Raw genomic sequence first — 25,552 nt, 5'->3', positions numbered from 1 at the left:
TAGGACCAGAGTAGCGCCTCATCCACCGCTAACTCATGCACGTCGTCCCCGCGCAGGCGGGGACCCATGCTGAGTGTGGCTACACGCTGCGGGCGCGATAACCGAAACGGTCTATGGGTCCCCGCCTGCGCGGGGACGACGTTCAAAGGGGAGAGGTGAGGCTTAGCCGCCGGTCGGCGGCACGTAGCCCGCGGCCTGGTCGGCGCCTTCGCCGAAGAAGTGCTTTTCCATCTGCGTGGCCAAGTACTTGCGGGCGCGGACGTCGGCCATGTTCAGGCGGTTCTCGTTGATCAGCATGGTCTGGTGCTTGAGCCAGCCCTGCCAGGCTTCCTTCGATACCGACTCGTAAATGCGCTTGCCCAGTTCGCCCGGCACGGGCGGAAAGTCGAGTCCTTCGGCGTCCTTGTTCAGTTTGATGCAGTGGACGGTACGGGCCATGTTGTTTGCTCCTGATTCCTGTTCGTGAAAATGTGATTATAGTGGCTTGACCAGCACCTGCGACTTGCGCTGCCAGTTATACATGTGCTGGCGGTCCTTGGGCAGGTCATCCACCGTGGCGGTGACGAAGCCGCGCTTCTTGAACCAGTGCGAGGTGCGGGTCGTGAGCACGAACAGCTTGTTCATGCCGGCCGCGCGGGCACGGTTCTCCATGTGCTTGAGGATGCGCTCGCCGTCGCCCTGCGCCTGTGCGTCGGGGCTCACGGTCAGGCATGCCATTTCGGCCATCTTCGATTCCGGGAACGGGTACAGCGCGGCGCAGCCGAAGATCACGCCGTCGTGCTCGATCACCGAGAACTGGTCGATCTCGCGCTCGATCAGCTCGCGGCCGCGCTTGACCAGCGTGCCGTCGGCCTCCAGCGGTTCGATCAGCTTGATAATGCCGCCGACGTCCTCAATTGTGGCCTGGCGCAGGCTTTCGAGGTTCTCGTGGCTGATCATGGTGCCCACGCCGTCGTGCGTGAACAGTTCCAAGAGCGCCGATCCGTCCATCTGGTAGGGCACGATGTGGGCGCGGTCCACGCCCGCGTTGCAGGCCTTGATCGCGTGCTGCAGGTAGAACGCCGAGTCGGCCGGCAGAAAGCCTGCCTGCAGCACGGCCTCGGCCTGGTGCGAGGACAGCTCGCGCAGCTCGACGCCGGCCGCGTCCTTCATCATCGGGGTCTCGCTGATGAAGATGAGTTTGTCGGCGTGCAGGGCGATCGCGGCCGATGCGGCCACGTCTTCCATGGTCAGGTTGAACACTTCGCCGGTAGGCGAGAAGCCGAGCGGCGAGAGCAGCACCAGGCTGTTTTCGGTGGCCAGGATCGGGTGGATGGTCTCGGCCGCAATCTTGCGCGTGACGCCGGTGAGCTCGAAGTCCACGCCGTCGATCACGCCAAGCGGACGCGCGGTGACGAAGTTACCTGAGATGATGCGAATGCCGGCGTGCGCCATCGGCGTGTTCGGCAGGCCCTGGCTGAAGGCGGCCTCGATGTCCAAGCGCAGCTCGCCGGCGGCCTCTTTGGCGCATTCGAGCGCGGCGCCGTCGGTGACGCGAATGCCGTTGTGGAAGCGGCCCTCGACGTTACGCAGCGCGAGCTGTTCGGCCACCTGCGGGCGCGAGCCGTGCACGATGACGACCTTGATGCCGAGCGCGACCAGCAGCGACAGGTCGTGCGCGAGCACCGGCAGGGCGCCGGAGTGCACCAGCTCACCAGGGAAGGCAACGACGAAGGTCTTGCCGCGGAAGGCGTGGACGTAAGGCGCGACGGAGCGCAGCCACTGGACGAATTGGATCGAGTTTTCCATTTGCCGAATTATAATTCGCTGCGCGTTTTGCGCACCAAATACCTGCAAAAAACAATGTCTGAACAGAGTAACAAGCCTTCGCCACCGGCGGCGCGCGCGTTTTCCCCTGATGCCAAGGGCCCGGACCAGCGACAAAAGAGCGCTGGCGGCGAGGCGCGCGCATCGCAAAACGAAGGCGGCCAGGCGCGGCGTGCGCCGCGGCCCGAACCGCGCCAGGACCGGCCACGCCGCGAGCAGGCAAGTGTTGGCAGAAAAGCCGTCGTTCCCGCGCAGGCGGGAACCCATGCCGAGCCGGCACGCAAGCGGCCTATGGATTCCCGCCTGCGCGGGAATGACGGGTCTCTTTTGGCGCAGCGGTCCGATTTCCGCAATCCGCTCCCGCCGATCATCTTCCCCGAGGAGCTGCCGGTATCAGGCCGGCGCGCGGAGATCGCCAAGGCGGTGCAGGAGAACCAGGTCGTGATCGTGTCCGGCGAAACCGGCTCGGGCAAGACCACGCAGCTGCCGAAGATCTGCCTCGAACTGGGCCGCGGCAGCCGCGGCCTGATCGGCCACACGCAGCCGCGCCGCATTGCGGCATCCTCCACCGCCAAGCGCATCGCGCACGAGCTGGGATCGCCGCTGGGCGAGCACGTGGGCTTCAAGGTGCGCTTTACCGACACGCTGCAAAAGGGCGCCTCGGTCAAGCTGATGACCGACGGTATCCTGCTGGCCGAGACGCAGACCGACCCGCTGCTCAAGGCCTACGACACGATCATCATCGACGAGGCGCACGAGCGTAGCCTGAACATCGACTTTCTGCTCGGGTACCTGAAGCAGATCCTGCCGCGCCGCCCGGACCTGAAGGTGATCATCACCTCCGCGACCATCGACGCGGACCGCTTTGCGCGCCACTTTGGCACCCCTGAGAAACCGGCGCCGGTGATCGAGGTGTCGGGCCGCCTGTACAAGGTGGAGGTGCGCTATCGCCCGGTGGAGAGCGAAGTTGTCGCGCCCCCCGGCACCGACCCGAACAAGGTCACCAAGGCCCAGGCCGCGCGCGACAAGCGCGACCTGATCGACGCGGTGGTCGATGGCGTGGACGAACTGGCGCGCATCGGGCAGGGCGACGTGCTGGTGTTCCTGCCCGGCGAGCGCGAGATCCGCGACTGTGCCGAGGCGCTGCGCAAGCACCATCCGCCGCATGTGGAGATCCTGCCGCTGTTCGCCCGCCTGTCGGTGGAGGAGCAGGACCGCGTCTTCCGCACCACCAACGCGCGCCGCATCGTGCTGGCGACGAACGTGGCCGAGACCTCGCTCACGGTGCCGGGCATCCGCTACGTGGTGGATTCGGGCCTGGCGCGCGTGAAGCGCTACAGCTTCCGCAACAAGGTCGAGCAGCTGCAGGTGGAGCCGATTTCGCAGGCCGCCGCCAACCAGCGCGCCGGCCGCTGCGGCCGCGTGGCCGACGGCGTGTGCATTCGCCTGTACGACGAGGACGACTTCAAGCAGCGCCCGAAGTTCTCGGACCCGGAGATCCTGCGCTCGTCGCTGGCCGCGGTCATCCTGCGCATGAAGTCGCTGCACCTGACCGACGTCGAGAGCTTCCCGTTCATCGAACCGCCGCAGGGCCGTGCGATCGCGGACGGCTACCAGCTGCTGCAGGAAGTGGGCGCGGTGGACGAGTTCAACCAGTTGACGCCCCTGGGCCGCAAGCTGGCCAAGCTGCCGCTCGACCCGCGCGTGGGCCGCATGATCCTGGCCGCAGTCGATAACGCCTGCCTGACCGAGATGCTGGTGGTGGCTTCCGCGCTGTCGGTGCAGGACCCGCGCGACCGGCCGATCGAGTACCAGCAGCAGGCCGACGAGAAGCACAAGAAGTTCGCCGACGAGAAGAGCGAGTTCCTGTCGTACCTGAAGATCTGGCGCTGGTTCGAGCAGGCGATCGAGCACAAGAAGAGCAACCGCCAGTTGCAGGACACCTGCCGCGAGAACTTCCTGTCGCAGCTGCGCCTGCGCGAGTGGCGCGACGTGCACTCGCAGCTGGTCACCATCGTCAAGGAGCAGGGCTGGCGCATGAACGAGGCGCCCGCCACCTACGACCAGCTGCACATGGCGCTGCTCACGGGCCTGTTGGGGAACATCGGCTTCAAGGGCGAGGACGAGCAGGGCGGCCAGTACCTGGGCGCGCGCGGCATCAAGTTCCACATCTGGCCGGGCTCGTCCCTGTCCAAGAAGCCGGGCAAGTGGGTGATGGCGGCCGAACTGGTCGAGACCACGCGCCTGTACGCGCGCACGATCGCGCAGATCCAGCCCGAGTGGGTGGAGAAGATCGGCGCGCACCTGCTGAAAAAATCGTGGGGCGAGCCGCGCTGGGAAAAGCGGCCGGCGCAGGTGACGGCGAGCGAGCGCGCCACGCTGTATGGCATCGTGGTGTACAGCCAGCGGCGCATCAATTACGCGCTGCATAACCCGGCCGAGGCGCGCGAGATCTTCATCCGCGACGCGCTGGTGGCGGGCGATTACGACACCCGCGCAGCCTTCTTCGCCCACAACCACAAGCTGGTGCGCGAGATCGAGAACCTGGAGCACAAGTCGCGCCGCCAGGACGTGCTGGTGGACGACCAGTTGATCTACGCTTTTTACGACAAGGAGATCCCGGCGTCGGTGGTGAATGGCGCCGGATTCGAGAAGTGGTACAAGGACGCGGCGCACGACAATCCCAAGCTCCTGTTCCTGAACCGCGAAGAGCTGATGCGGCACGAGGCGGCGGGCGTGACCACCGAGCTGTTCCCGAAGACGATGAACGTCACGGGCATCGAGATGGGGCTCTCGTACCACTTCGAGCCGGGCAGCGTGCGCGATGGCGTCACGCTCACGGTGCCGCTGTTCGCGCTCAACCAGATCCCGCGCGAGCGCGCGGACTGGCTGGTGCCGGGCATGCTGAAGGAGAAGGTGCACCTGCTGCTCAAATCGCTGCCGCAGAAGCTGCGCCGCCATTGCGTGCCGCTGCCCGATTTCGCGGCGCGCTTCGTGGACCGCATCACCGATGCGGGCGCCTTCGGGCGCGGCGACCTGATCGACGTGCTGATCGCGGACGTGCGCGCGCAGACCGGGGTGCAGGTGCTCACCAGCGACTTCAAGCTCGAAACGCTGCCGGCGCACCTGTCGATGAATTTCAAGGTGGTGGACGAGCACGGCCGCCAGCTGGACATGGGCCGCAACCTGGCGACCCTGCAGGCCGAGCTGGGCGGGCAGGCGCGCAAGAGCTTCCAGAAGATGGCCGAGGCGGCGCCTGCGCCCGCGCCGGCCGTGGCAGCCAGAGCGCAGGCCGGGGCAGCACCGGTGGCCAAGCAGAAGGCCGCCGCCGCGCCGGAGCCGGCGGTGAGCCAGCACACCAACATCACGACCTGGAACTTTGGCGAGCTGCCGGAGCTGCTCGAGATCAGCCAGGGCAAGCTCACGCTGATCGGCTTTCCCGCGCTGGTGGACAAGAAGACGCACTGCGACCTGGAAGTGTTCGATGACCCGAACGTGGCCGCGCGCACGCACCGCATTGGCCTGCGCCGCCTGTTCGCGCTGCAGTTCAAGGAGCAGCTCAAATTCGCGGAGAAGAACATCCCCGGGCTGCAGCAGATGGGCATGCAGTTCATGTCGGTGGGCAGCCCGGACGAGCTGCGCGACCAGATCGTGAACAAGGCAATCGACATCGCCTGCCTGCAGGATCCGCTGCCGATCGACGAAGGCTCGTTCAACAAGCGCAAGGATGAAGGGAAGGGACGCCTGGGCCTGCTGATCAACGAGATCGCGCGCCTGGTGGGGCAGATCCTGCAGGAGTTCTATGTGCTGCCGAAGAAGCTGCAAAGCCTGCCGCAGCAGGTGTCGAGCGACATCCAGTCGCAATTGCAGGGGCTGGTGCACAAGCGCTTCATCGACGAGAACGAGTACAGCCAGCTGGCGCACTTCCCACGCTACCTGAAGGCGATCAATGTGCGCATCGAGAAGTTGCGCGGCAATCCCGCGCGCGATGCGCAGCTGATGGCGGAGTGGCAGAACGCGGCCACCCAGTTCCAGCGGACTTCGCGCAACCAGCCGCTCAAGAACCTGGACCCGCGCATGGTCGAGTTCCGCTGGCTGCTGGAGGAGTTGCGCGTGTCGCTGTTTGCGCAGGAGCTGCGCACGCCGATGCCGGTGTCGGCCAAGCGGCTGCAGAAGGTGTGGGAGTCGATGCTGCGCTGATGACGGGCTGCGCTGGCGCTGGTTGAACCCGTAGGGTGGGCTCTCGAGCCCACGCGGACGTTTGCTCAGCTGTTGGCGTGAACGCGTGGGCACAAGTGCCCACCCTACGGAAGCGTTGCGATTTGCGTAGGGTGGGTGGATTGCTGCTTAGAGATCACTGCCGCCGGTACGGTCCTTGGTGCCGCGCATGCCGCCGCCGGAAGTGGAGCCAAGGTCGCTGCTCGACCCGATGCTGCTGGAACCGGCGCCGCCCAGGCTGGAGCTGCCCGCACCCGTGGTGGAAGAGCTGCCTGCCATGCCCGCGCCCATGCCGGCGCCGGCACCTGCGCCACCCATGCCGCTGACCATGCCGCCCATCGCCACGCCCGGGCCCATGCTCGGCCCGCCTGCGCGGTGCGGATCGGTGCCGTAGAAGCTGTGGATCTGGTTGGCCCAGGTGATGTCGCTCATGTCGGGCCACGCATCGGGGTTGAAGCCGGGCGCGGTTTTCAGGCGCTCCTTGTCAATGTTGAGCACGAAGCGCTTGTTGACGGTGTCCAGGTGCAATGCCTGCCACGGCACGGCAAACAGCTTTTCGCCCATGCCAAGGAAGCCGCCGAACGCCAGCACCGCATAGGCGACCTGGCCGCTGCCCATGTCGAGCATGATCTCCTTGATGTCCCCAAGGCTCTCGTCGCTGCCATTGACAACGTCGTCGCCGATGAGGGTGTCCGCGCCCATCAGGGCCGGGCCGGGGCCGGCGCTGGTTTTGTCTTTGTACATCCCATATTTGTCACGATCGATATAGCTCATGTCGTATCTCCTGGTGATGAAACTGGGGGCAAGCCGGTTGTGCAGCCGGCACAGGTTAGATGGCAGGACGGTGGCGCGTTTGAGATGCATCAATCGTGCCGGGACGGTCGCTGCCTTACGGAAATTACGGTGACTCTCCGCGCGCCCGTCGACGAAATACTGTTGTGTTATCGCCAAATGAGCGGCAGCGCACAGAGCAGGGATTGCGCGATAGCTATGCTGAAAAGGAAATCTTGGAGGCTATCAACATGTCCATCACCCCGCGCTGCAACTACGCCGGCCCGCGTGGCCAGCTGATCCCAACCCGCTCGTTCGCTTTCCTGGTCGCACGCCTGGGCGGCCTGCTGTTCGGGTGGTTGCGACGCTAAAGCGCATGCCAGCGCAAGCGCCGATGGTAGTCCTGATCACGGATCGGCGGCGTACGGTTCGATGCGGGCGCCGGCAGGGCCGGCAGCAGGACTAGGCGGCCGGGCCGTGGGCCAGCAGTGCGGCGGAGAAGGCGCTGAAGTCGTCGAGGCCACGCTTGATGATGGTGACCAGGGCCGGCAGCGGGGCGGCCTGGTAGTCCCACTCGGCGCGGCAGAATTCGCCGGTGCGCTTGAGGTCTTCGGCCAGCGCGGGATCGACCAGGCCGCGCTCGGCCAGCAGGGTGATCACCGCGCGCTCGTCCTTGGCCAGCACGCCATTGTTGCCGAGAATGTAGTCTCCCATCTCGACTGCCGCTTCCCACGCCCGGATAATATTGAGGGTGGCCGCGTCCTGGCGTGTCACGTCGGCCGAGAAGGTGGTCGGATCTTTTTCGTATTCGTCGCGCGCGCGCTTGCAGCAGCGTTCGATGGTGCCAGCCTTGCTTGTCAGTACCTCGTCGGCCATGGGTATCCTCCGGTTGTGCCTGGATCGGCTAGAGCAGGAAAAGTGCCGCTGCAACGATAGTGGGGATCAGTGCGCCCAGGAACAAGCCCACCGCCCCGATCGATTCGTCGTCAAAGCCGTTGCGTAACAGGGCCACGCCGGCCGGGTTGGGCGCGTTGGCGATCACGGTCAGGCCGCCGCCGCCCACAGCGCCGGCCACCAGCATGTACTTGGCGTGGTCGGACAGCCCGGCGATCAGCGAGCCGAGGTAGGTGAGGGCGGCGTTGTCGGTGATCGCGGTCAGGCCCAGCGCGCCGAAGAACAGCTCGGTGGGGCCAAGGCTGGACACGATCGGCTGCAGCCACCACTGCTGCATGCCGCCGAGCACGACAAGTCCGGCCAAGAAAAAGCCAACGAGCAAGCCTTCCTTCAGGATCAGCGGGTCCTGGTAGCGTTCGTACGCCTTGGTAAAGCCGAGGAACAGCATGAACAGGCCGAGGAACACGACCGGATGGTGGGCGAACTTGACCACCGCGGCCAGGAATGCGAGGTGGATCAGCGAGACCGCCAGCGGCACCGCTTGTTCCCCGGCGGGCGGCGCGCTGGCCAGGTGCTTGCGCATCAGCAGCGCCACGCCGGTGGCGTTGATCACCACCGCGAGCGCCGCGCGCCAACCGATGTGGGTGGCCATGAACGCGGTATCCCAGCCCCAGTTGGCCGCCACCATCAGCACTGGCGGCGCGGCGTAGGCGGTGAGGGTGCCGCCGATCGAGACGTTGACGAACAACACGCCGAGCGCGGCGTACTTGATCCACTCGGGCATGCCGGGACGGAACACGATCGGCGCCAGCATCAGGGCGGCAAGCGTCATCGCGGCCGGCTCGGTGATGAGCGAACCGGCCAGCGGCACCAGCGCCAGCCCCAGCCAGGCCAGCGCCAGTTCGGTGCGCACCGGCGCCAGGTGCGCGAGGGTGCGCAGCAGGGTGCGCACCGCATCGAGCACGGGACGGGAGGCTGCCACCACCATGACCACGAACACGAACAGCGGCTCGGCGTACTGGCGCGATTCGGCGTAGGCGGTGGCGGCCTGGCCGCCTTCGACCAGCGCCATGGCGACCAGCAGCACGAAGGCCCAGAAGCCGAACACGATCTCCACCTCGCCCAGCAGGTGGAACAGGCCGGCGTGGCGTGGATGGCGGTCCGCCAGTTGCTCGAAGGCCTTGGTGCTGAAGGTGTGTACGAGGGCAAGGCCGAACACGACGGCACTGATGAGCTGGATCGGGGTGGTCATGCGCCCTGCCTCCCGCATGGCAGGGAGAGGACGGGGAAATGGTGGAACTTATTTGTCATCGGTGAGTCTGGTCAACAAGGCAAGTCATTATCCACCTTTTCGCCGGGCGAGCGGATTTTCTGCCGGCACGTCGCGCACGAAACACGATAGCCCTTGCCAAAAACGGGCTCGCAGAGTACTGTATGTTTATACAGTATTCGTTCACCCATCCCGCCATGAACAGTTCCGAAACCATCGCCGCGCCGGAGGCCTTGCACCCGTCGCTCTGGCGCGCTTCGCAGCTCGCGCAGGCCGACACGCGCTGCGTCGATACCGGCCACCCGGCCCTGTCGGCGCAGCTGCCCGGCGGCGGCTGGCCCACCGGCACGCTGGTCGACCTGCTGGTGCAGCAACCCGGCATTGGCGAAATCCGCCTGCTCAAGCCGGCGCTGGCCCGGGTCGCCGAGCGCCGCATCGTGCTGCTGGCGCCGCCGCACGCACCGCAAGCCCTGGCGCTGGCCGCGCTGGGCCTGGCGCCGTCGCAGCTGGTCTGGATACGCGCCAACCGCAGTGCGGACGCGCTGTGGGCGGCCGAGCAGGTGCTCAAGAGCGGCAGCTGCGGCGCGTTGCTGTTCTGGCAGCAGCATGCGCGTGGCGAAAGCCTGCGCCGGCTGCACCTGGCGGCCCAAAGCGGCGAAACCCTGTTCTTCCTGTTCCGGCCGCTGGCCGCGGCGCAGGACGCCTCGCCCGCGCCGCTGCGGCTGGCCTTGCGCCCGGCCGCCGGCGGCATCGACATCGGCTTCGTCAAACGCCGGGGGCCGCAGCGCGACGCGCCGCTGTTCCTGCCACTCACCCCTTCCTTGCTGCAGCGTCATGCGACTCTGGATCGGCCTTTGCCTGCCCCAGCTCCCGCTCGAGGTCTTCAGCCCGAACTGGTCGGCTGACGCCGGCAGCGTCGTGCTCGAGCAGGAGCGCGTGCTGGCGGCGTCGCCCGCGGCGCGCGCGGCCGGGGTCCAAATCGGCATGCGGCGCGGCGGCGTGCTGATGCTTGAGCCCGATGCGCGCCTGCACGAGCGCGATCCCGCGCGCGAGGCCGAGGCGCTGAACGCGGTGGCGCTGGCGCTGTTGCAGTACACCCCGCTCGTCACGCTGGCCGAGGAGGCTACGCTGCTCATGGACATTGGCGCCAGCCTGCGCCTGTTCGGCGGCATCCGCAGGCTGTGCAGCCGGGTGCGCGCCAACCTGCGCGCGCTCGGTTTCACTGGCTACCTGTCGTGCGCGCCCACCGCGCGCGGCGCATGGCTGCTGGCGCGGCGCCGGGCCGGGCGTGCGCTCAAGATGGCATCGCTGGTGCGGCGGCTGGACCGCCTGCCGGCGTCCACGCCGCCGCCGGCACGGGCCTATGCCGGCTGGTTCGAGGGCATTGGCTGCTTCACGCTGGGCGACATGCGGCGCCTGCCGCGTCCCGGCCTGCAGCGTCGCTGCGGGCGGCCGCTGCTTGACCTGCTGGATGCGGCTTACGGTGCGCTGCCCGAGCTGTTCGAATGGATCGAACCGCCCGAAACCTTCCACGCGCGCCTGGAGCTGTTCGACCGCATCGAGCATGCGGACGCGCTGTTGGCGGGCGCGCACCGGCTGGTGCTGCAGCTCACCGGCTGGCTGTGCGCGCGCCAGCTGGCGGTCGAGCGCATCACGCTCAATCTCGAGCACGAGCGGGGCAGGGTGGCACGCCCGCCCACGCCGATCGAGATCGCGCTGGCCGAGCCCACCTGGCGCGACGAGCACCTGGTGCGCCTGCTCAAGGAGCGGCTGGCCAAGACGGTGCTCGATGCGCCGGTGATCGGGCTGGGCCTGCAGGCGTTGCAGCTGCAGGCGATGGCGCCGCCGTCCGAGTCGCTGTTCCCCGAGCCGGGCGGCACCGAGGAAGACCGCAACCGCGTGTTCGAGCTGCTGGTGGCGCGGCTGGGGGCCGAGAACGTGCTGCAGGCCGCGCCGCAAGCCGACTACCGGCCCGAGCTGGCCAACGCCTGGGTGCCGGTGCAGCAGAAGATCCGCCCATCGGCGCGCGCGGCGCAGATGCCGCCGGACGTGCAAAGCCTGCCGCGTCCGGCGTGGCTGCTGGCCAAGCCGATCGCGCTGTTGATGCGCGACCACCGGCCGTTCTACGGTTCGCCGCTCAAGATGGCGTCCAACCCCGAACGGATCGAGGCAGGCTGGTGGAGCGAGTCGCAAACGCGCGACTACTTCATCGCGGAGGGGCTGGACCACGCGCTGTACTGGGTGTACCGCGAGCGCATCGTCGGTTCAGGCGAGGATGCCGAGCCGCGCTGGTTCCTGCACGGCTTGTTTGGGTGATTGGTAGGGTGGGCGCTCGGCTGGGCACTGCCCAGCCTCTCCCTGCCCACGCGTTCAACTCGCGTTGGCGCGGCACGGAACGGAATCGCGGCCCATCAAACGCTGCCTGAACGCGTGGGCAGAATCTGCCCACCCTACGCAAGGCGCTCGCGCACCGGGGCTCTTATTTCAACGGTGCGAAGATCGATTCGAGCCGATCCTTCGTCCCCGCCACGCGCTCCAGGCGTGGGTAGCGCAAGCCCTCGTAGTACTCGAGCTTGATGGTCCGGAAGTTGTTGCCCTTCTTGACCAACAGCTCGATCGGCTTGTGCGACGCCTTCGCTTCGCGCACCGCGGCCTTCAGCACCTCGCCCTTGTAGGCGCGGTTGTTGACCGCCACGATGCTGGTGTTGGCCGCCAGCCCCGCGCGAAAGCCCACGCCATCCCACACCACACTGCGGATGCTGCCATCCTGCCCCACCGAGAATCCCAGTGAGTAGCTGAAGTCGGTCGCCTTGCTGCGCTCGTCCGCGCTCTTGAGGTAGTCGGTCGGCGTATCGGTGTACACCAGCTTCCAGCCGGCGCGTGCCAGGCCGTCCAGCGGCGCGCCGGGACCGTGCCCGTCCAGCCGCGCGCGCAGAAAGCTGGCCCAGTCGTAGGGCTGCACCTTGTTCAGCGTGGCCACGACATCGTCGAACGTGTAGAACGCCGGCAGGTAGCTGCCGTCGTCGATGCCGTAGAAGGCGCGCGCGAAGTCGTCCAGCGAACGCTTCTCGCCCGACATCTCGCGCAGTTTGGTGTCCACGTCGAGCCAGATCAGCTGGCCTTCCGAGTAGTAGTCCTCGCTGCGCTGCCAGTTGCCCCAGCCGATCGGACGGCGGCCGTTGATGATCGGGTCGTTGACCGTGTCCTGCATCGCGCGCCAGTCGCGGCCCTTGACGTTGTCGTAGCGCGCCGCGGTCGCGGCCAGGGCGTCGTGCGCGCCCGCCTGCGAGAACAGGCCCGAGCGCGCGGCCAGCACGTTACCCCAGTACTGGGTCTGCCCTTCGTACACCCAGAGCAGGCTGTTCTGCAGCGGCGTGTTGAAGTTGGGGACGTCCTGTCCGGCTGGCCGGCGGAACTTGCCGTTCCACGAGTGCGTGTACTCGTGCGGCAGCAGGTCGCGGCCCGCCTCGCCCTTGTTCCATTCGGTGAAGTAGCCGGGCTTGACGCCGTTCTCGCTCGACTGATGATGCTCGCGGCCGATGCCGCCGAATTCGTCCGACAGCGCAAACAGGAAATCGTAGTGGTCGTAGTGGTGCGAACCAAACAGTTTTGCCGCCTGCTGCACCATCGCGCGGTGCACCGCGATCTGCTCGGGCTTGGCTTCCAGCGCCTCCGGATTGTCGGCCACGATGTTCAGCGTCACCGGCACCTTGGCGCCCGGCGCCAGGTCGACGCGCTTGAAGTAGCGGCCGGCGAACAGCGGTGAGTCGATCAGCGTTTCCAGGTCGGTCGGCTTGAAGCGCACCTCGTTGCCCTTGCGCTCCGCGGTCTCCAGCGCCGTGCCGTACTGCCAGCCTTCGGGCAGCGCCAGGTTGGCCTGCACGGTGACGCGGCGCGCCACGTAGCCGGCCGGGTACAGCGTCACCGATGGCCACTGCACGCCGAGCATCTCGTCGGTCATCGTGATGCGGCCCTGGTTGCCCTCGAGCGGCGACAGGTACTGGTACTCGGCTTCGAGCGTGTTGGCGCCCTGCGGCACGTTGACGTGGAAGGCGAATACCTGCACCGGGTCGCGCGTCCACTCGACCGGCTTGCCGTTGGCGCTGAACTTGAGCCCGGCCAGCTGCGTGAGCGGGCCACTCGGTCCGTGGTTCCCCGGCAACCACTGCGGATACAGCAGGGTCAGCGGACCCGGCTGCACCGGAATGCTCATGCGTACGCGAAAGATCTGCTGCGACAGGTCGGTGGCATCGACAGTCAGGCAAATGGTGCCGGGATAGGCCGAGTTTCCGACCGCGGGAACGTCGGCGTGGGCCGGGAATGCGAGCGCGAGGGCAAGCGCCAGCGCGGACGCCGTACGGGCGGCGAGCGGGAAACGGATGTGTGCGGGCATGTTTGTCAGTGAAAAATGAGCGTCGGGAAAACCGGCGGGACCGGCAGCCGGGGAGTGTAGCACCGCCCGGCAAGAGCAAATGCCGCACGGAACGGATGCAAACAAAATTTAAAAGGAGGCGCGAAAAACCGTATTTCGTACGTCTTGAAAACCCCTCGACATGCCATTAGATTGGGTGCATCGGATGCTCAATGAGGTCCGACAACATATATCGCTTAACTTGAAAAGGATATTTATCATGCGTACTTTCGACCTTACTCCTCTCTACCGTTCCGCTATCGGTTTCGACCGCCTGGCCAGCCTGCTCGAACAGCGCGCGGAGGCCCCGAGCTACCCGCCGTACAACATCGAGCTGGTGAGCGAAGACCAGTACCGCATCGTGATGGCACTGGCAGGCTTCAGCCGCGACGAAGTGGAAATCGTCACCGAGCGCGACACCCTGGCCGTGACTGGCCGCAAGCGCAAGGACGACACCCAGAAAACCTTCCTGCACCGTGGCATCGCTGCGCGCGACTTCGAACAGCGCTTCCAGCTGGCCAACCATGTGAAGGTGACCACGGCTTCGTTCGACAACGGCATGCTGACCATCGAACTGGTGCGCGAAGTGCCGGAAGCCTTCAAGCCGCGCAAGATCCAGATCGCGGACGGCAACGGCAACACCCACAACGTCGAGGCGCTGGAACAACGCCAGGCCGCCTAAGACACGACGGGCAGTATGCTGAAAGAGGGCGCCTTCGGGCGCCCTTTGTGCGTCTGGCATGCGCGGCACGCATCCATCCCATGCGCACAATTTGTTTGTGCGACAAGCCGACAGGTCATAGACTCAGCTACCGGCATTTTCTTGACGAGCCCATCATGACCGACACCCCCACGCTCCAGTTCTGGTTCGAGTTCGGCAGCAACTACAGCTATCTCTCGGTGATGCGCATCGAGGCGCTGGCCAAGGCCGCCGGCGTGCGCGTTCAATGGCGGCCTTTTTTGCTCGGGCCGATCTTCAAGGAATTGGGGTGGTCCACCTCGCCTTTCGTGCTGCAAAAGGAGAAGGGCGAATACGCCTGGAAGGATGTGGCGCGCCAGGCGCGCAAGTACGGCCTGCCGTTCCGGCGCCCTTCGGTGTTCCCGCGCGTGGCGTTGCTGCCGCTGCGGGTGGCCGTGCTTGGCGCGGGCAGCGACTGGATGGTGCCGTTCTGCGAGCGCGTGATGTCGCAGAACTGGCGCGACGACCTGGAGATCAACGAAGAAGCGAACGTGCTGGCCGCGCTCGACGGGCTGGTGGACGATCCGCACGCGGTAATCGCTGCGGCGCTGTCCGACGAGAACAAGCGGCGGCTGCGCGAAAACACCGAAGAGGCCAGGGCCCGCGGCATCTTTGGCGCACCGAGCTTTTTCGTGGGCGACGAGCTGTTCTGGGGGAACGACCGGCTCGAGGATGCGCTGGCTTTTGCGCGGCAGTCGCAGGCTTCCTGAAAACGATCACGGCCGGCCGGGCAGGCACAGCGTGCGGCACCCCGTGCGTTCCTGCAGCAGCGCGAGCATGCGTCGCGCCAGCCCGCGACGGCGCCAGGCCGGCCGCACATACAACACGGTGACGACCAGCGCGCCGTCGCGACACTCGAATTCGAGCGCGCCCACCTGGCTGGCGCCCACCCAGCCGTGGCCGCGCAACGTGCCGTCCGCGGCCTGGGCCAGGTCCAGCACCAACCGGCCTGCCGCGTCGTCAGGCGTGGCGCACATATTTCACCAGGAAGATGACGCCGCTGGCGAGCAGGGCAAGCAGGAACCAGCGCCGGAACACCGCCGCGCTGATGCGAGCACGCAGCAGCTGGCCAAGGTACATGCCGAGCATGGCCGGCGCCACCGCGAGCACCGAGGCCCACCCGAGCGCGGCGTGGAACTGGCCGGTCCACAGCAGCGCCGCGCCGAGGGCCAGCGTGGAGGCGGTGAAGCACAGGCCCAGGGCCTGTACCAGCTCGTCTTTTTCCAGCCCGGTCGCCTGCACGAAAGGCACGGCCGGGATCACGAACACGCCGGTCAGCGCGGTGATTGCGCCGGTGGCCGCGCCCACGGGCAGGGCCAGCAGCCGTTCGCGCGCGCCGTCGACGGCAAAGCGCACCTGCCCAAGTCCCAGCACCGCATACGCGACCAGCGCGGCCCCGAGCAGGGCATGCGCTGCGGCCGGAGCCTGGGTGGCGCCAGCAGCGGCAGCCAGCAAGGTGCCGGCGACGATGCCCGCAACCAGCAGGCCAAAGCGCCGGGACAGGGCGCCCAGCCTGGGGCCTGCCAGCAACTGGGCGAGGTTGGTGACCAGCGACGGGATGACCAGGATGGCGGCGGCCTCCTGCGGCGCCATCAGCATGCCCAGCAGGGCCACGGCAACCGTGGGCAAGCCCATGCCGATGACGCCCTTTACAATACCGGCCAGCACAAAGACGATGAAAATGAGAGCAGACATGACGCCATTCTTGCGTACGGCGCCGTGAACGCGAAGCTGTCTTTGCCAAAGCCCGGTTTCGGCATTGCCGAAGCCTGCACCTCTCGAATGGAAAACACATGCTGCGATTCGACCTGGTTGACCTGCGCCTGTTCGTGAATATTGTCGATGGCGGCAGCATTACCGCCGGCGCGCGCGCCTCGTACCTGTCGCCGGCGTCGGCCAGCGCGCGGCTTGCCGCCATGGAGGACAGCCTCGGTCACAAGCTGCTGGAGCGCGGCAAGGGGCGGGTGCGCCCGACCGCGCCGGGCATTACCTTGCTGTCGCATGCCAGGGCGGTGCTGGCGCAGGTGGACCAGTTGCGGTCGGAGATGGGCGCATTCGGCAGCGGGCGCGCGGCCACCATCCGCATGCTCTACAACACCACCTTCGCCAGCGAGTTGCTGCCTGCGCTGCTGGTGCCTTTCCTCGCCGAGCAGCCGGCGGTGGCGATCGAGTCCGAGGAGCGCCAGAGCGTGGACATCGTGCGCATGGTCGCATCGGGCAACTGGCACCTCGGGATCGTGTCGGATGCAGTGGCGCCGCTGTCGCTGGAGACGCTGCCGCTCGCTCCGGATCCGCTGGTGGCGATCGCGCCGCACGGCCACCCGCTGGCACACGCGGGCGAACGCGGGGCGGTGGCTTTCGCGGCTTGCCTCGAGCACGACTTCGTGGGGCTGGCCGGCGACAGCGCCTTGTTCCAGCACCTGGCCGGGCATGCGGCGGCGCTGGCCCAGCACCTGAAGGTGCGCATCAGCGTGCGCGGCATGGAGGGCGTGTGCCAGCTGGTGGCCGGAGGCGTGGGCATCAGCGTGGTGCCGCGACGCGCGGCACTGCGGCATGCGCAGGACTTACAGATCGTCGAGCTGGCCGACGAGTGGTCCGAGCGCGGCTTGAGCATCTGCTTTCGCAGCCTGGGCGAGCTGCCGCAGGCGGCACGCGACCTGATCCATCACCTGCGCGAGGCGGGCCAGCGCGTGCGCTGATGCGCGCGCCCGCGTCATCGCGTCATTCGCGTACGAGGGCAGCTTCGTCGCGTATCCAGCGCATCACATGCACCACTTCGGGCGCGGGCTCGGGGTGCGCGTGCAGCAGCCAGTAGGCGTAGTCGGTGGCCGGGCCGGGCAAGGGGGCCGAAATGGCGCGCAGCCGCCCGTCGGCCAGCATCGCGGCCACCAGCGGCCGGCGGCCCAGCGCGATGCCCTGGCCGGCCACCGCGGCGTGCACCAGCTGGTCGTACTGGTTAAACCGCAGCACGGCCTTGGGGCGCACCTCGTCCCACCCCTGGCTGGCGAACCACTCGCCCCATTGCAGCCAGGGCCGGTAGGGGCCATCGAATTGCAGCAGCGTGTGGCGCGCGACATCGGCCGGGCTGGCCAACGCCTTCACGTGCAGCGACGGGTGCGCCACCGGCAGCACCGACTCCCCGAACAGGTACTCGGCTCCCCTGGGCATCGCCTCGCGCGCGCCGTAGCGGATCGCCAGGTCGATGCCTTCGCCCGCCAGGTCCACCGCGCGGTCGTTGGCGGACACGCGCACTTCGATGTCCGGGTGGGCCCGCAGGAAGGCGCCGAGCCGCTCGATCAGCCACAGTCCGGTCAGGCCGGAGGTCGAGGTGAGCGTCACCAGCCGGCGCCCGGACGGGCCTTTCACCGCGTGGATCACGTCCTGCAACTGGGCCAGCGCGCCATCGGCAGCGCGGAACAGGCGCTCGCCCTCGGGCGTGAACGCGATCGAACGATAGCCGCGCACCAACAGTTTGACCCCGAGCGCGTCTTCCAGCGCCTGCACCTGCCGGCTCACCGCCGATTGGGTCAGGCACAGGTCGCGCGCGGCGAGCGTGACGCTCATGCGCCGGCCAACGGCGACGAAGCCGCGCACCAGGTCGAGGGAAGGGAGGCGTACGAGTGGTAGTGACATGTCAGTAGCGAATGCGAAGGTGACGGGAATATCCTTTGATCGGCTCAGCAGAAAGCAGTTTAATCGACACCGGCGGCGATGCAAAGATCGCCATGTATTCACAAACGGAATGTGAGGCACGAGATGTCGAGTCAACGGAAAATGGACTGGTTGGGCCATCCCTGGGTGGTCGTGACGGCGGGCGGGCTGGTGCTCGGGCTGGCGATGGGCGTGCGGCACGCGCAGGGCCTGTTCCTGCTGCCTGTCACGCTGGAGCGCGGCTGGTCGCGCGAGGCGTTCGGGTTCGCGCTTGCGGTGCAGAACCTCGCATGGGGGCTGGCCCAGCCGTTCACCGGCATGCTGGCCGACCGCTTTGGCGCGCGGCTGGTGGTGGTGTGCGGCCTGCTGTGCTACGGCGCGGGGCTGATCCTGATGGCGCAGGCGCCCTCGGTCGCCGCGTTCACCCTGTCGGCCGGGCTGTGTATCGGCGTGGCGCTGTCGGGCACGGCCTTCAGTGTCGTCTATGGCGCCCTGAGCCGGCTGGTGGCCCCGGAGCGGCGCAGCTGGGCATTGGGGATGGCCGGGGCGATCGGCGGCATGGGCCAGTTCCTGCTGGTGCCGGTCACGCAGGGCTTGACCAGTGCGCTCGGCTGGGCCGGCGCGCTGGGTGTGCTGGGCATCGTGTGCGCGCTGATGCTGCCGTGCGCGTTGCCGCTGCGCGAGCGCACGACGAGCGGCGCCGACAAGGCACGCCAGACCCTGGGCGCGGCGCTGCGCGAGGCGTTCGGGCACCGCGGCTTCTGGCTGCTGAACCTGGGCTTTTTCGCCTGCGGTTTCCAGCTCGCGTTCATCGCGTCGCACCTGCCGGCCTATTTGGCGGACAAGCAGCTGCCGGGCAATGCCGGCGTCACCGGGCTGGCCATCATCGCGCTGGCCAACGTGGCGGGGACCTACGTGTTCGGCTGGCTCGGCGGCTTCCAGCGGCGCAAGCACGTGCTCGCGGCCCTGTACCTGGCGCGCGCGCTGGTCATGGCCGCCTTCGTGCTGCTGCCGCTGTCCACCTGGACCTTGTACGCGTTCTGCGCGGTGATGGGCTTCCTGTGGCTGGGCACGGTGCCGTTGACCAATGGGCTGGTGTCGCAGGTGTTTGGCGTGCAGTACATCGCCACCCTGTTCGGCTTTGTGTTCTTCGGCCACCAGCTGGGCGCGTTCTTCGGCGTGTGGTTGGGCGGGAAGGTGTTCGACGCCACCCATTCCTACCAGCTGGTGTGGACCATCAGCGTGGGCCTGGGCGTGGTCGCGGCCCTGCTGCACTACCGCATCGACGACCAGCCGGTCGAGCGCGTGCGGCTGGCGCTGGCATGAAGGCGCTGCGGCTCGCCCTGGCGCTGGTGCTCGCTGCCGTGCTGGCGGCCGGATTCGAGGCCTGGCTGCGGCCGGACAACGCGCTGGCCGTGGTGTCGGCGCTGTCGTTTTGCGGGTGAGGGAAGTGGTGGGGTGCGAGGCGGCCTTAGCTTAAGCATGGTTTAAGGCTGGTGTCGCAATATGCTAGTCATCGTAGCTGAAGTCACCAACCATTATCTCTTCCAAAACAGGAGCACGTACATGCAAAACGAAGGTGCAGTCACTGCCATCACCGCAAAACGTCTCACGCTGGCGCTGTGCGCGGCTGGCGTCATTGGCGGGGCGGTGGGCGCAATCGCAGTCAATCACAATAACGCCATGGCAGAAGCGGCGGCCGCCGCTGCGGCGCCGGCTGCCGTGGCGCCCAGCGTGGGCCCGGCCGACCCGCAGGTGGCGCTGCCGGACTTCACTTCCATCGTCAAGCGCAACGGCCCGGCGGTGGTCAACATCCGCGTCGTCGGCGGCACCAAGACCGGCATGCGCCGCCGCCAGATGCCCGAGATCGACGAGGACGATCCGTTCTTCGACTTCTTCCGCCAGTTCGGCGTGCCCGGCATGCCGCGCGGCGGCCAGCGCGGCGGCCAGGCCCCGATGATGATGGGCGAGGGCTCGGGCTTCATCGTCAGCCCGGACGGCGTCATCCTGACCAATGCGCACGTGGTGCGCGACGCAGACGAAGTCACCGTCAAGCTGCAGGACCGCCGCGAGTACCGCGCCAAGGTCCTCGGCTCGGATACCAAGACCGACGTCGCGGTGCTCAAGATCGACGGGAAGAACCTGCCGGTGGTCCCGCTCGGTAACACGCGCAACCTGCAGGTGGGCGAGTGGGTCATGGCGATCGGTTCGCCGTATGGGCTGGAGAGCACGGTGACCGCCGGCGTGGTCAGCGCCAAGGGCCGCACCATCGACAACGGCGGGGTGCAGTTCATCCAGACCGACGTCGCCGTCAACCCCGGCAACTCGGGCGGCCCGCTGTTCAACACGCGCGGCGAAGTGGTGGGCATCAACTCGCAGATCTTCAGCCAGAGCGGCGGCTACCAGGGCCTGTCGTTCTCGATCCCGATCGACGTGGCGGTGCGCATCAAGGACCAGATCGTCGCCCACGGCAAGGTGCAGCATGCCAAGCTGGGCGTGACGGTGCAGGAAGTGGACCAGGGCCTGGTCGATTCGTTCAAGCTCGATACGGTCGAGGGCGCGCTGGTGTCGAACGTCGAGCGCAATGGTCCCGGCGAGAAGGCGGGCCTGAAGACGGGCGACATCATCCGCAAGCTGAACGGCCAGGCGATCATCGCCTCGGGCGACCTGCCGGCGATGCTGTCGACCGCGCGGCCGGGCGAGAAGGCGGCGCTGGAAGTCTGGCGCGACGGGAAGGTCGTGCAGCTCAATGCGACCCTGGGCAATGCCGACAGCAAGGCCGACCGCGCCGAGCAGATGGCCAGCACAGCCGACAACGGCGCCAAGCTGGGCCTGGCGTTGCGCCCGCTCGACCCGATGGAGCGCCGCGAATCCGGCCTGCCGTCGGGCCTGGTGATCGAGGACGCGCAGGGCGCGGCGGCGTTTGCCGGCGTGCGCCGCGGCGACGTGCTCCTGTCGGTCAACGGCAAGCCTGTCTCGTCTGTTGACCAGGTACGTGACCTGGTAGGCAAAGCCTCCAAGTCCGTGGCCTTGCTGATCCAGCGCGGGGATGACAAAATCTTCATCCCGGTGCGGATCGGTTAAGGATCGTAAGCGTCCACTACCAGCACTGTTCAAGAACGGGGGCGTTTGATGCGGCTGCTGCTGGTGGAAGACGATACGATGATCGGCGAAGTAGTGCTCGACCTGCTCAGGGCCGAGCACTACGCCGTCGATTGGGTCAAGGACGGCGAAATGGCCGACACGGCCCTGATGCAGAACCAGAATTACGACCTGGTGCTGCTCGACCTGGGCCTGCCGCGCAAGGACGGCCTGGACGTGCTGCGCGCCATGCGCGCACGCAAGGACAGGACCCCGGTGCTGGTGGCCACCGCGCGCGACGCGGTGTCGCAGCGCATTGCGGGGCTCGATGCCGGCGCGGACGACTACGTCCTCAAACCCTACGACCTGGACGAGCTGCTGGCGCGCATCCGTGCGCTGCTGCGGCGTGCCGCCGGGCGTGCCGAGCCGGTCTTCGAATACAAGAACATCTCCGTCAATCCCGCCACCCGTGAAGTCTCGGTGGACGGCCAGCAGGTCGCGCTGTCGGCGCGCGAGTGGGCCGTGCTCGAGGCGCTGGTGGCGCGGCCGGGCGCGGTGCTGTCGCGCGCGCAGCTCGAGGAAAAGTTGTACAGCTGGCGCGACGAAGTGTCCAGCAACGCGGTGGAGGTGTACATCCACGGCCTGCGCAAGAAGCTGGGCAGTGACCTGATCCAGAACGTGCGCGGGGTGGGCTACATGGTGCCCAAGGCATGAAACGGGTAAGGAAGGTTACGCATTCGCTGCGCGGGCGCCTGTTGTGGTACCTGCTGGCCGCGATCACCATCGCCGCGGTGGCGCAGGCGTCGATCGCCTACCGCACCGCGCTGCGCGACGCCGACCAGATCTTCGACTACCACATGCAGCAGATGGCGCTGTCGCTGCGCTCGAACACGCCGCTGGCCACCAACGGGCCGGCGCCCGGCTACACCGACCCCAGCGCGGAGTCGGACGACCTGGTGGTGCAGGTGTGGACGCCGGACGGGGTGCAGGTGTTCCACAGCGTCTCTCGCGCGCGCCTGCCGCAGCGCGCGGTGCTGGGCTTTTCCAACGTGCGTGCCAACGGCACCATCTACCGCGTGTTTTCGATCCAGACGAACAACCAGACGGTGCAGGTGGCGCAGGACCTGTCGGTGCGCAGCAACATGGCGCGCAACCTGGCGCTGCGCACGCTGGGGCCGATCGCGGTGATGATGCCGATCCTGATGCTGGTGGTGTGGTGGGTCGTCAGCGGCTCGCTCGAGCCGGTGGACCGGGTGCGCTCGCAGGTGGCGTCGCGCCAGGCGGACGATTTGTCGCCGGTGTCGGAGAACGGCTTGCCGGACGAGGTGCAGCCGCTGGTGCGCGAGCTGAACCTGCTGTTCTCGCGCGTGCGCACGGCGTTCGACGCGCAGCAGCACTTCGTGGCCGACGCGGCGCATGAACTGCGCACGCCGCTGGCCGCGCTCAAGCTGCAGGCGCAGAGCCTGGAGCGGGCCGACAACCCTGAAGCACGCAAGGTGGCGGTGGCGCGGCTCACGGCCGGCATCGACCGCGCGACGCGGCTGGTCGAGCAGCTGCTGGTGCTGGCGCGGCAGGAGGCCAGCGCCACCGCCGGCGCGGTCCGGCAGGAGGTGGACCTGGCCGAGCTGGCGCGGCGCAGCGTGGCTGACCTGGCGTCGGCGGCGCAGGCCAAGGGCGTCGATCTTGGGGTGCAGCGCGCGGACGCGGTGCGCGTGCAGGGGCAGCCGGATGCGCTCACCATCCTGCTGCGCAACCTGGTCGAGAACGCGGTCAAGTACACGCCGCAAGGCGGCACGGTCGATATCTCGGTGCGCGGGGAGAGCGCGGGCGCGGTGCTGGTGGTCGAGGACAGCGGGCCGGGCATCGCGCCGGAGGAGCGCGAGCGCGTGTTCGACCGGTTTTACCGGATCGCCGGGAGCGAGGCGCAGGGCAGTGGGTTGGGGCTGGCGATCATCAAGTCGATCGCGGAGAGGCACGGGGCGAAGCTGGAGCTGGGACAGTCGCAGCGGCTGGGGGGATTGGCGGCGACGGTGACGTTTCCGCTGGCTTGATCGGGGCCGGTGCAATGTGAGCCGTCGTCCCCGCGAAGGCGGGGACCCATGGACGGTGTGCCCTGATGGAGCGGGCCGCGTGACCGCATGCTCAGCATGGGTCCCCGCCTTCGCGGGGACGACGTGCTGATGTTGATGGCAAACGGTCAGATGTCGCTTCGCGCACGCTCAGCATGGGTCCCGGCGTTCGCCGGGACGACGTGCTAGTCGCGTCAGAACTTGTGCGACAGGCGCGCGAAGTACGAGGCGCCGTTCAGGCCGAACTGCACGCTTTCATACTTGAACCCGTTGTCGGTTTCGTCCGGGTTCTGCACGGTCGGGTGCACGTTGAAAATGTTGGTGCCGCCGACCGTCAGGCGGGTCTTGTCGGTGAACGACCAGGTGAACGCCAGGTCGGCCGAGGTCTTGGACGCGTAGTGCTGGTTCGGCACCGGCGGACCGGAGAAGGTGCCCAGCGTCTGCGGACCGAAGTGGATCACCTTGAAGTCGGTTTCCAGACGTCCCAGCGTGTAGTCGAAGTCGAGCGTGGCCTTGTGGCGCGGGCCGCCTTGTTCGATGAACAGGCGCTCGCGCTCGGACAGCAGCACGTCTTCGTAGCCCTTGAGTGAGGCCGGCGCGTGCACGCCCGTCACTTCGGTCTTGCCGACGTTCAGCGCCAGGTAGGTGTTCAGCTTGCCCTCGCCGAGGGTGGCGCGGTTCGACACCGTCAGGTCCAGGCCCTGGGTGCGGGTGTCCACCGAGTTGACGAAGAACTGTGCCTGGCCCACGCCCAGCGCCGACAGCGTCGCGCCCAGCGCAGGGTAGTTGTCGGCGTCGAAGCGGCCCGACAGCACGATGCGGCCGTCGATGTTGATGCGGTACAGGTCGGCGGTGATCGAGGTGGTGGCGGTCGGCGACCAGGTCATGCCCGCGGTGTAGCTCTTCGATTTCTCTTCATGCAGCTTGGGGATGCCGGCCGCGTTGGCGACTTTGCCGCCGTTCGGCGCCAGCACCACGTCCATCGGCACGCCGCTGATGAAGTCGGTGAAGGTGGACGAGAAGTAGGCCTGCTGCAGCGACGGCGCGCGGAAGCCGGTGCTGGCCGAGGCGCGCAGCAGCACGCCGTCGGCGGCCTTGAAGGCGCCGGCCAGCTTGCCGGTGACGGTCGAGCCGAAGTCGGAGAAGTGCTCGTAGCGCACTGCCGTCTGCAGCTTGACGCGCTGGGTCACGTCGGTCTCGACGTCGATGTAGGCGGCCTGGCTGTGGCGGTTCTGGTTGGTGGCGTCGCCCGGCTGGAAGCCCGGGAAGCCCTGGCTGCCGGCGTTGCCGCCCACGCCCACGCCGTCGGCGTCGATGTACGAGCCCGGTTCGCCGGCGAAGATCTGGTAGTTCTCCTTGCGGTACTCGAAGCCGAAGGCGGCGTTCATCCCTTGCAGCACGCCCGGATAAAAGCGGCTGAAGTCGGCGTTGGTGGTGAGCTGGCGGAACGCGAAGCCGCCGGCGTCGAACGCGTTCGGGCTGATGCCCTTGCCGCCCTTGGACAGGTCGAGGTTGGCGATGGAGGCGTTGAGCGTATGCGTGATGTCGTAACGCATGCGGTTCGAGCCGTAGGTCTGCGACAGGTCCATGTGCCAGTCGTCGCCGATGGTGCTGCGGTAGCCGAAGGTGGCGTAGCGGTCGTTGATCTTGCCGTTGATGAAGGGGACGAAGCCGTCCGGGTACATGGCGGCCGAGTTGCGCGACGGGATGTCGTCCGAGCCGATGCCGCCGCGTGCCCACGCGCCGGACGAGGCGTCGCGGTCTTGCGCGCCGGCGGTCAGGTAGAACTTGCCGGGGCCGGCCGGGAATTCGCCGTTGAGGTAGACAGTCTGGTTCTTGACCTGGGTGTCGCCGATGATGCGCGGGTTGCCCGCTTCGGCGCGGTTGGAGCGGCCGCGGTCGGCGTATTCGCCGGTGATGCCCAGCACGCCGTCGGCCATCGCCACGCCGCAGTAGGCCGAGGCCAGCCAGTTCTTGCCGTCGTGCTTGGAGTATTCGCCGGTGCCGACGATCGCTTCGCAGCCCAGGTTCTTCTTCAGTTCGATGTTCAGCACGCCGGCGATCGCGTCCGAGCCGTATTGCGCGGCGGCGCCGTCGCGCAGCACCTGCACGTCCTTGATGGCCAGCAGCGGGATCGCGTTCATGTCGGTGCCGGTGTTGCCGCGGTTGCGCGCGCCGAACAGGTTCACCAGCGCGACCGTGTGGCGGCGCTTGCCGTTGACCAGCACCAGGGTCTGGTCCGAGCCCAGGCCGCGCAGGGCGGCCGAGTCAACCAGGTCGGCGCCGTCGGCGCCGGTCTGGCGCGTCGAGTTGAACGAGGGCGAGATGTAGGTCAGGCTCTGGGCCAGGTCGAACTGGCCGCCTTGTTCCGCTACCTTGGTGAGCGGGATGAAATCGACCGGGACCGGGGTCTCGGTGCTCGAGGCGTTGCCGACGCGGCGCGAGCCGACCACGCTGACGGTCGGGACGACGTCGGCGCGGGCTTGGGCTTCGCCCGTCTGGGCTTGGGCGGACGGGGCGAGCGCGGCGAGCGCGGCACCGCCGTAAAGGGCGGCCAGGACGGCCTGGCGTAGTTGCTTGGGTTGGGACACGGCACCTCCATTAGTAATGACGCCATGTTAGCCAACATTTAACGGGTGGGA

21 protein-coding genes are annotated in these 25,552 nt (G+C 67.6%); 11 read left to right on the top strand and 10 right to left on the bottom strand.

The genetic code is table 11. The features are described 5' to 3' along the window. Positions 1–162: 162 nt before the first annotated feature. Together NX774_RS05255 and argA are read right to left on the bottom strand one after the other, a co-directional pair. Positions 163–438 carry an oxidative damage protection protein gene (locus tag NX774_RS05255; RefSeq protein WP_258821099.1) on the bottom strand — a complete coding sequence of 92 codons (276 nt, stop codon included), beginning with the start codon at positions 436–438 and terminating at the stop codon, positions 163–165. Between the two features lie 36 nt (positions 439–474). Beyond that, positions 475–1,788, bottom strand: coding sequence for an amino-acid N-acetyltransferase (argA, locus tag NX774_RS05250; RefSeq protein WP_258821098.1), 1,314 nt, complete (start codon positions 1,786–1,788; stop codon positions 475–477). Between the two features lie 54 nt (positions 1,789–1,842). On the opposite strand from argA, the gene hrpA reads away from it, so the two are divergent. After that, positions 1,843–6,006 (top strand): ATP-dependent RNA helicase HrpA, encoded by a 4,164-nt coding sequence (gene hrpA, locus NX774_RS05245; protein ID WP_370660403.1) that lies wholly within the window; start codon positions 1,843–1,845, stop codon positions 6,004–6,006. A 147-nt stretch (positions 6,007–6,153) separates the two neighbouring features. On the opposite strand, the gene NX774_RS05240 is transcribed toward hrpA, so the two are convergent. From NX774_RS05240 to NX774_RS05230, 3 genes are all read right to left on the bottom strand, one after another. Beyond that, entirely contained in the window at positions 6,154–6,798 is a 645-nt protein-coding gene (locus NX774_RS05240; RefSeq protein ID WP_258821096.1) for a PRC-barrel domain-containing protein, read from the bottom strand. Between the two features lie 459 nt (positions 6,799–7,257). Then, on the bottom strand, positions 7,258–7,671 hold the full coding sequence (gene hepT / locus NX774_RS05235) for a type VII toxin-antitoxin system HepT family RNase toxin (protein WP_258821095.1): 414 nt from the start codon (positions 7,669–7,671) through the stop codon (positions 7,258–7,260). A gap of 28 nt (positions 7,672–7,699) precedes the next feature. Continuing rightward, complete coding sequence (locus NX774_RS05230) at positions 7,700–8,941, bottom strand: putative Na+/H+ antiporter (RefSeq protein ID WP_258821094.1); 1,242 nt, start codon at positions 8,939–8,941, stop codon at positions 7,700–7,702. Positions 8,942–9,156: 215 nt separating this feature from the next. Here NX774_RS05230 and imuA point away from each other — a divergent pair, with 215 nt between their 5' ends. After that, positions 9,157–9,864 (top strand): translesion DNA synthesis-associated protein ImuA, encoded by a 708-nt coding sequence (gene imuA / locus NX774_RS05225; RefSeq protein WP_258821093.1) that lies wholly within the window; start codon positions 9,157–9,159, stop codon positions 9,862–9,864. Further along, entirely contained in the window at positions 9,794–11,275 is a 1,482-nt protein-coding gene (locus NX774_RS05220; RefSeq protein ID WP_258821092.1) for a Y-family DNA polymerase, read from the top strand. Before imuA ends, NX774_RS05220 begins: the two co-directional genes overlap by 71 nt. 163 nt (positions 11,276–11,438) lie before the next feature. On the opposite strand, the gene NX774_RS05215 is transcribed toward NX774_RS05220, so the two are convergent. Then, a complete protein-coding gene (locus NX774_RS05215) occupies positions 11,439–13,352 on the bottom strand; it encodes a M61 family metallopeptidase (protein ID WP_258821091.1) in 1,914 nt (637 codons plus the stop codon). Between the two features lie 238 nt (positions 13,353–13,590). Between NX774_RS05215 and NX774_RS05210 the strand changes: the two genes are divergently transcribed. Together NX774_RS05210 and NX774_RS05205 are read left to right on the top strand one after the other, a co-directional pair. Then, positions 13,591–14,052, top strand: coding sequence for an Hsp20 family protein (locus tag NX774_RS05210; protein ID WP_258821090.1), 462 nt, complete (start codon positions 13,591–13,593; stop codon positions 14,050–14,052). A 155-nt stretch (positions 14,053–14,207) separates the two neighbouring features. Beyond that, entirely contained in the window at positions 14,208–14,819 is a 612-nt protein-coding gene (locus NX774_RS05205) for a 2-hydroxychromene-2-carboxylate isomerase (protein WP_258821089.1), read from the top strand. Positions 14,820–14,825: 6 nt separating this feature from the next. Here the strand turns inward: NX774_RS05205 and NX774_RS05200 are convergent, their stop codons facing one another. Beyond that, on the bottom strand, positions 14,826–15,086 hold the full coding sequence (locus NX774_RS05200; RefSeq protein ID WP_258821088.1) for a GNAT family N-acetyltransferase: 261 nt from the start codon (positions 15,084–15,086) through the stop codon (positions 14,826–14,828). Next, positions 15,070–15,804, bottom strand: coding sequence for a sulfite exporter TauE/SafE family protein (locus NX774_RS05195; RefSeq protein ID WP_258821087.1), 735 nt, complete (start codon positions 15,802–15,804; stop codon positions 15,070–15,072). Before NX774_RS05195 ends, NX774_RS05200 begins: the two co-directional genes overlap by 17 nt. 98 nt (positions 15,805–15,902) lie before the next feature. Here NX774_RS05195 and NX774_RS05190 point away from each other — a divergent pair, with 98 nt between their 5' ends. After that, positions 15,903–16,808: a LysR substrate-binding domain-containing protein gene (locus NX774_RS05190; RefSeq protein ID WP_258821086.1), complete on the top strand. Its 906-nt coding sequence runs from the start codon at positions 15,903–15,905 to the stop codon at positions 16,806–16,808. Between the two features lie 22 nt (positions 16,809–16,830). Here NX774_RS05190 and NX774_RS05185 read toward each other — a convergent pair whose 3' ends face one another. Beyond that, on the bottom strand, positions 16,831–17,742 hold the full coding sequence (locus tag NX774_RS05185) for a LysR substrate-binding domain-containing protein (protein WP_258821085.1): 912 nt from the start codon (positions 17,740–17,742) through the stop codon (positions 16,831–16,833). Between the two features lie 141 nt (positions 17,743–17,883). On the opposite strand from NX774_RS05185, the gene NX774_RS05180 reads away from it, so the two are divergent. The 5 genes from NX774_RS05180 to NX774_RS05160 all read left to right on the top strand — a co-directional run bounded on the left by NX774_RS05180 (position 17,884) and on the right by NX774_RS05160 (position 22,892). Beyond that, on the top strand, positions 17,884–19,086 hold the full coding sequence (locus NX774_RS05180; protein WP_258821084.1) for an MFS transporter: 1,203 nt from the start codon (positions 17,884–17,886) through the stop codon (positions 19,084–19,086). Then, a complete protein-coding gene (locus tag NX774_RS05175; protein ID WP_258821083.1) occupies positions 19,083–19,205 on the top strand; it encodes a hypothetical protein in 123 nt (40 codons plus the stop codon). The genes NX774_RS05180 and NX774_RS05175 overlap by 4 nt, the downstream gene beginning before the upstream one ends. A gap of 121 nt (positions 19,206–19,326) precedes the next feature. Further along, positions 19,327–20,844 (top strand): Do family serine endopeptidase, encoded by a 1,518-nt coding sequence (locus NX774_RS05170; RefSeq protein ID WP_258821082.1) that lies wholly within the window; start codon positions 19,327–19,329, stop codon positions 20,842–20,844. A 48-nt stretch (positions 20,845–20,892) separates the two neighbouring features. After that, positions 20,893–21,555, top strand: coding sequence for a response regulator (locus tag NX774_RS05165; RefSeq protein WP_258821081.1), 663 nt, complete (start codon positions 20,893–20,895; stop codon positions 21,553–21,555). Next, complete coding sequence (locus NX774_RS05160; protein ID WP_258821080.1) at positions 21,552–22,892, top strand: ATP-binding protein; 1,341 nt, start codon at positions 21,552–21,554, stop codon at positions 22,890–22,892. The genes NX774_RS05165 and NX774_RS05160 overlap by 4 nt, the downstream gene beginning before the upstream one ends. Positions 22,893–23,104: 212 nt before the next feature. Here NX774_RS05160 and NX774_RS05155 read toward each other — a convergent pair whose 3' ends face one another. Continuing rightward, on the bottom strand, positions 23,105–25,501 hold the full coding sequence (locus tag NX774_RS05155; protein WP_258821079.1) for a TonB-dependent receptor plug domain-containing protein: 2,397 nt from the start codon (positions 25,499–25,501) through the stop codon (positions 23,105–23,107). Between the last annotated feature and the right edge of the window lie 51 nt (positions 25,502–25,552).

The organism is Massilia agilis, from assembly GCF_024756255.1.
GTDB classification, from domain to species: domain Bacteria; phylum Pseudomonadota; class Gammaproteobacteria; order Burkholderiales; family Burkholderiaceae_D; genus Telluria; species Telluria agilis.
The sequence above is the reverse complement of the archived record's forward strand: the minus strand, read 5'-3'. Positions and strand labels throughout refer to the sequence as shown.

What these genes read in the sequence shown, in the direction of transcription:
- NX774_RS05255 (WP_258821099.1), bottom strand. Translation starts at nt 438, where the DNA reads ATGGCCCGTACCGTCCACTGCATCAAACTGAACAAGGACGCCGAAGGA.
- argA (WP_258821098.1), bottom strand. Translation starts at nt 1,788, where the DNA reads ATGGAAAACTCGATCCAATTCGTCCAGTGGCTGCGCTCCGTCGCGCCT.
- hrpA (WP_370660403.1), top strand. Translation starts at nt 1,843, where the DNA reads ATGTCTGAACAGAGTAACAAGCCTTCGCCACCGGCGGCGCGCGCGTTT.
- NX774_RS05240 (WP_258821096.1), bottom strand. Translation starts at nt 6,798, where the DNA reads ATGAGCTATATCGATCGTGACAAATATGGGATGTACAAAGACAAAACC.
- hepT (WP_258821095.1), bottom strand. Translation starts at nt 7,671, where the DNA reads ATGGCCGACGAGGTACTGACAAGCAAGGCTGGCACCATCGAACGCTGC.
- NX774_RS05230 (WP_258821094.1), bottom strand. Translation starts at nt 8,941, where the DNA reads ATGACCACCCCGATCCAGCTCATCAGTGCCGTCGTGTTCGGCCTTGCC.
- imuA (WP_258821093.1), top strand. Translation starts at nt 9,157, where the DNA reads ATGAACAGTTCCGAAACCATCGCCGCGCCGGAGGCCTTGCACCCGTCG.
- NX774_RS05220 (WP_258821092.1), top strand. Translation starts at nt 9,794, where the DNA reads ATGCGACTCTGGATCGGCCTTTGCCTGCCCCAGCTCCCGCTCGAGGTC.
- NX774_RS05215 (WP_258821091.1), bottom strand. Translation starts at nt 13,352, where the DNA reads ATGCCCGCACACATCCGTTTCCCGCTCGCCGCCCGTACGGCGTCCGCG.
- NX774_RS05210 (WP_258821090.1), top strand. Translation starts at nt 13,591, where the DNA reads ATGCGTACTTTCGACCTTACTCCTCTCTACCGTTCCGCTATCGGTTTC.
- NX774_RS05205 (WP_258821089.1), top strand. Translation starts at nt 14,208, where the DNA reads ATGACCGACACCCCCACGCTCCAGTTCTGGTTCGAGTTCGGCAGCAAC.
- NX774_RS05200 (WP_258821088.1), bottom strand. Translation starts at nt 15,086, where the DNA reads ATGTGCGCCACGCCTGACGACGCGGCAGGCCGGTTGGTGCTGGACCTG.
- NX774_RS05195 (WP_258821087.1), bottom strand. Translation starts at nt 15,804, where the DNA reads ATGTCTGCTCTCATTTTCATCGTCTTTGTGCTGGCCGGTATTGTAAAG.
- NX774_RS05190 (WP_258821086.1), top strand. Translation starts at nt 15,903, where the DNA reads ATGCTGCGATTCGACCTGGTTGACCTGCGCCTGTTCGTGAATATTGTC.
- NX774_RS05185 (WP_258821085.1), bottom strand. Translation starts at nt 17,742, where the DNA reads ATGTCACTACCACTCGTACGCCTCCCTTCCCTCGACCTGGTGCGCGGC.
- NX774_RS05180 (WP_258821084.1), top strand. Translation starts at nt 17,884, where the DNA reads ATGGACTGGTTGGGCCATCCCTGGGTGGTCGTGACGGCGGGCGGGCTG.
- NX774_RS05175 (WP_258821083.1), top strand. Translation starts at nt 19,083, where the DNA reads ATGAAGGCGCTGCGGCTCGCCCTGGCGCTGGTGCTCGCTGCCGTGCTG.
- NX774_RS05170 (WP_258821082.1), top strand. Translation starts at nt 19,327, where the DNA reads ATGCAAAACGAAGGTGCAGTCACTGCCATCACCGCAAAACGTCTCACG.
- NX774_RS05165 (WP_258821081.1), top strand. Translation starts at nt 20,893, where the DNA reads ATGCGGCTGCTGCTGGTGGAAGACGATACGATGATCGGCGAAGTAGTG.
- NX774_RS05160 (WP_258821080.1), top strand. Translation starts at nt 21,552, where the DNA reads ATGAAACGGGTAAGGAAGGTTACGCATTCGCTGCGCGGGCGCCTGTTG.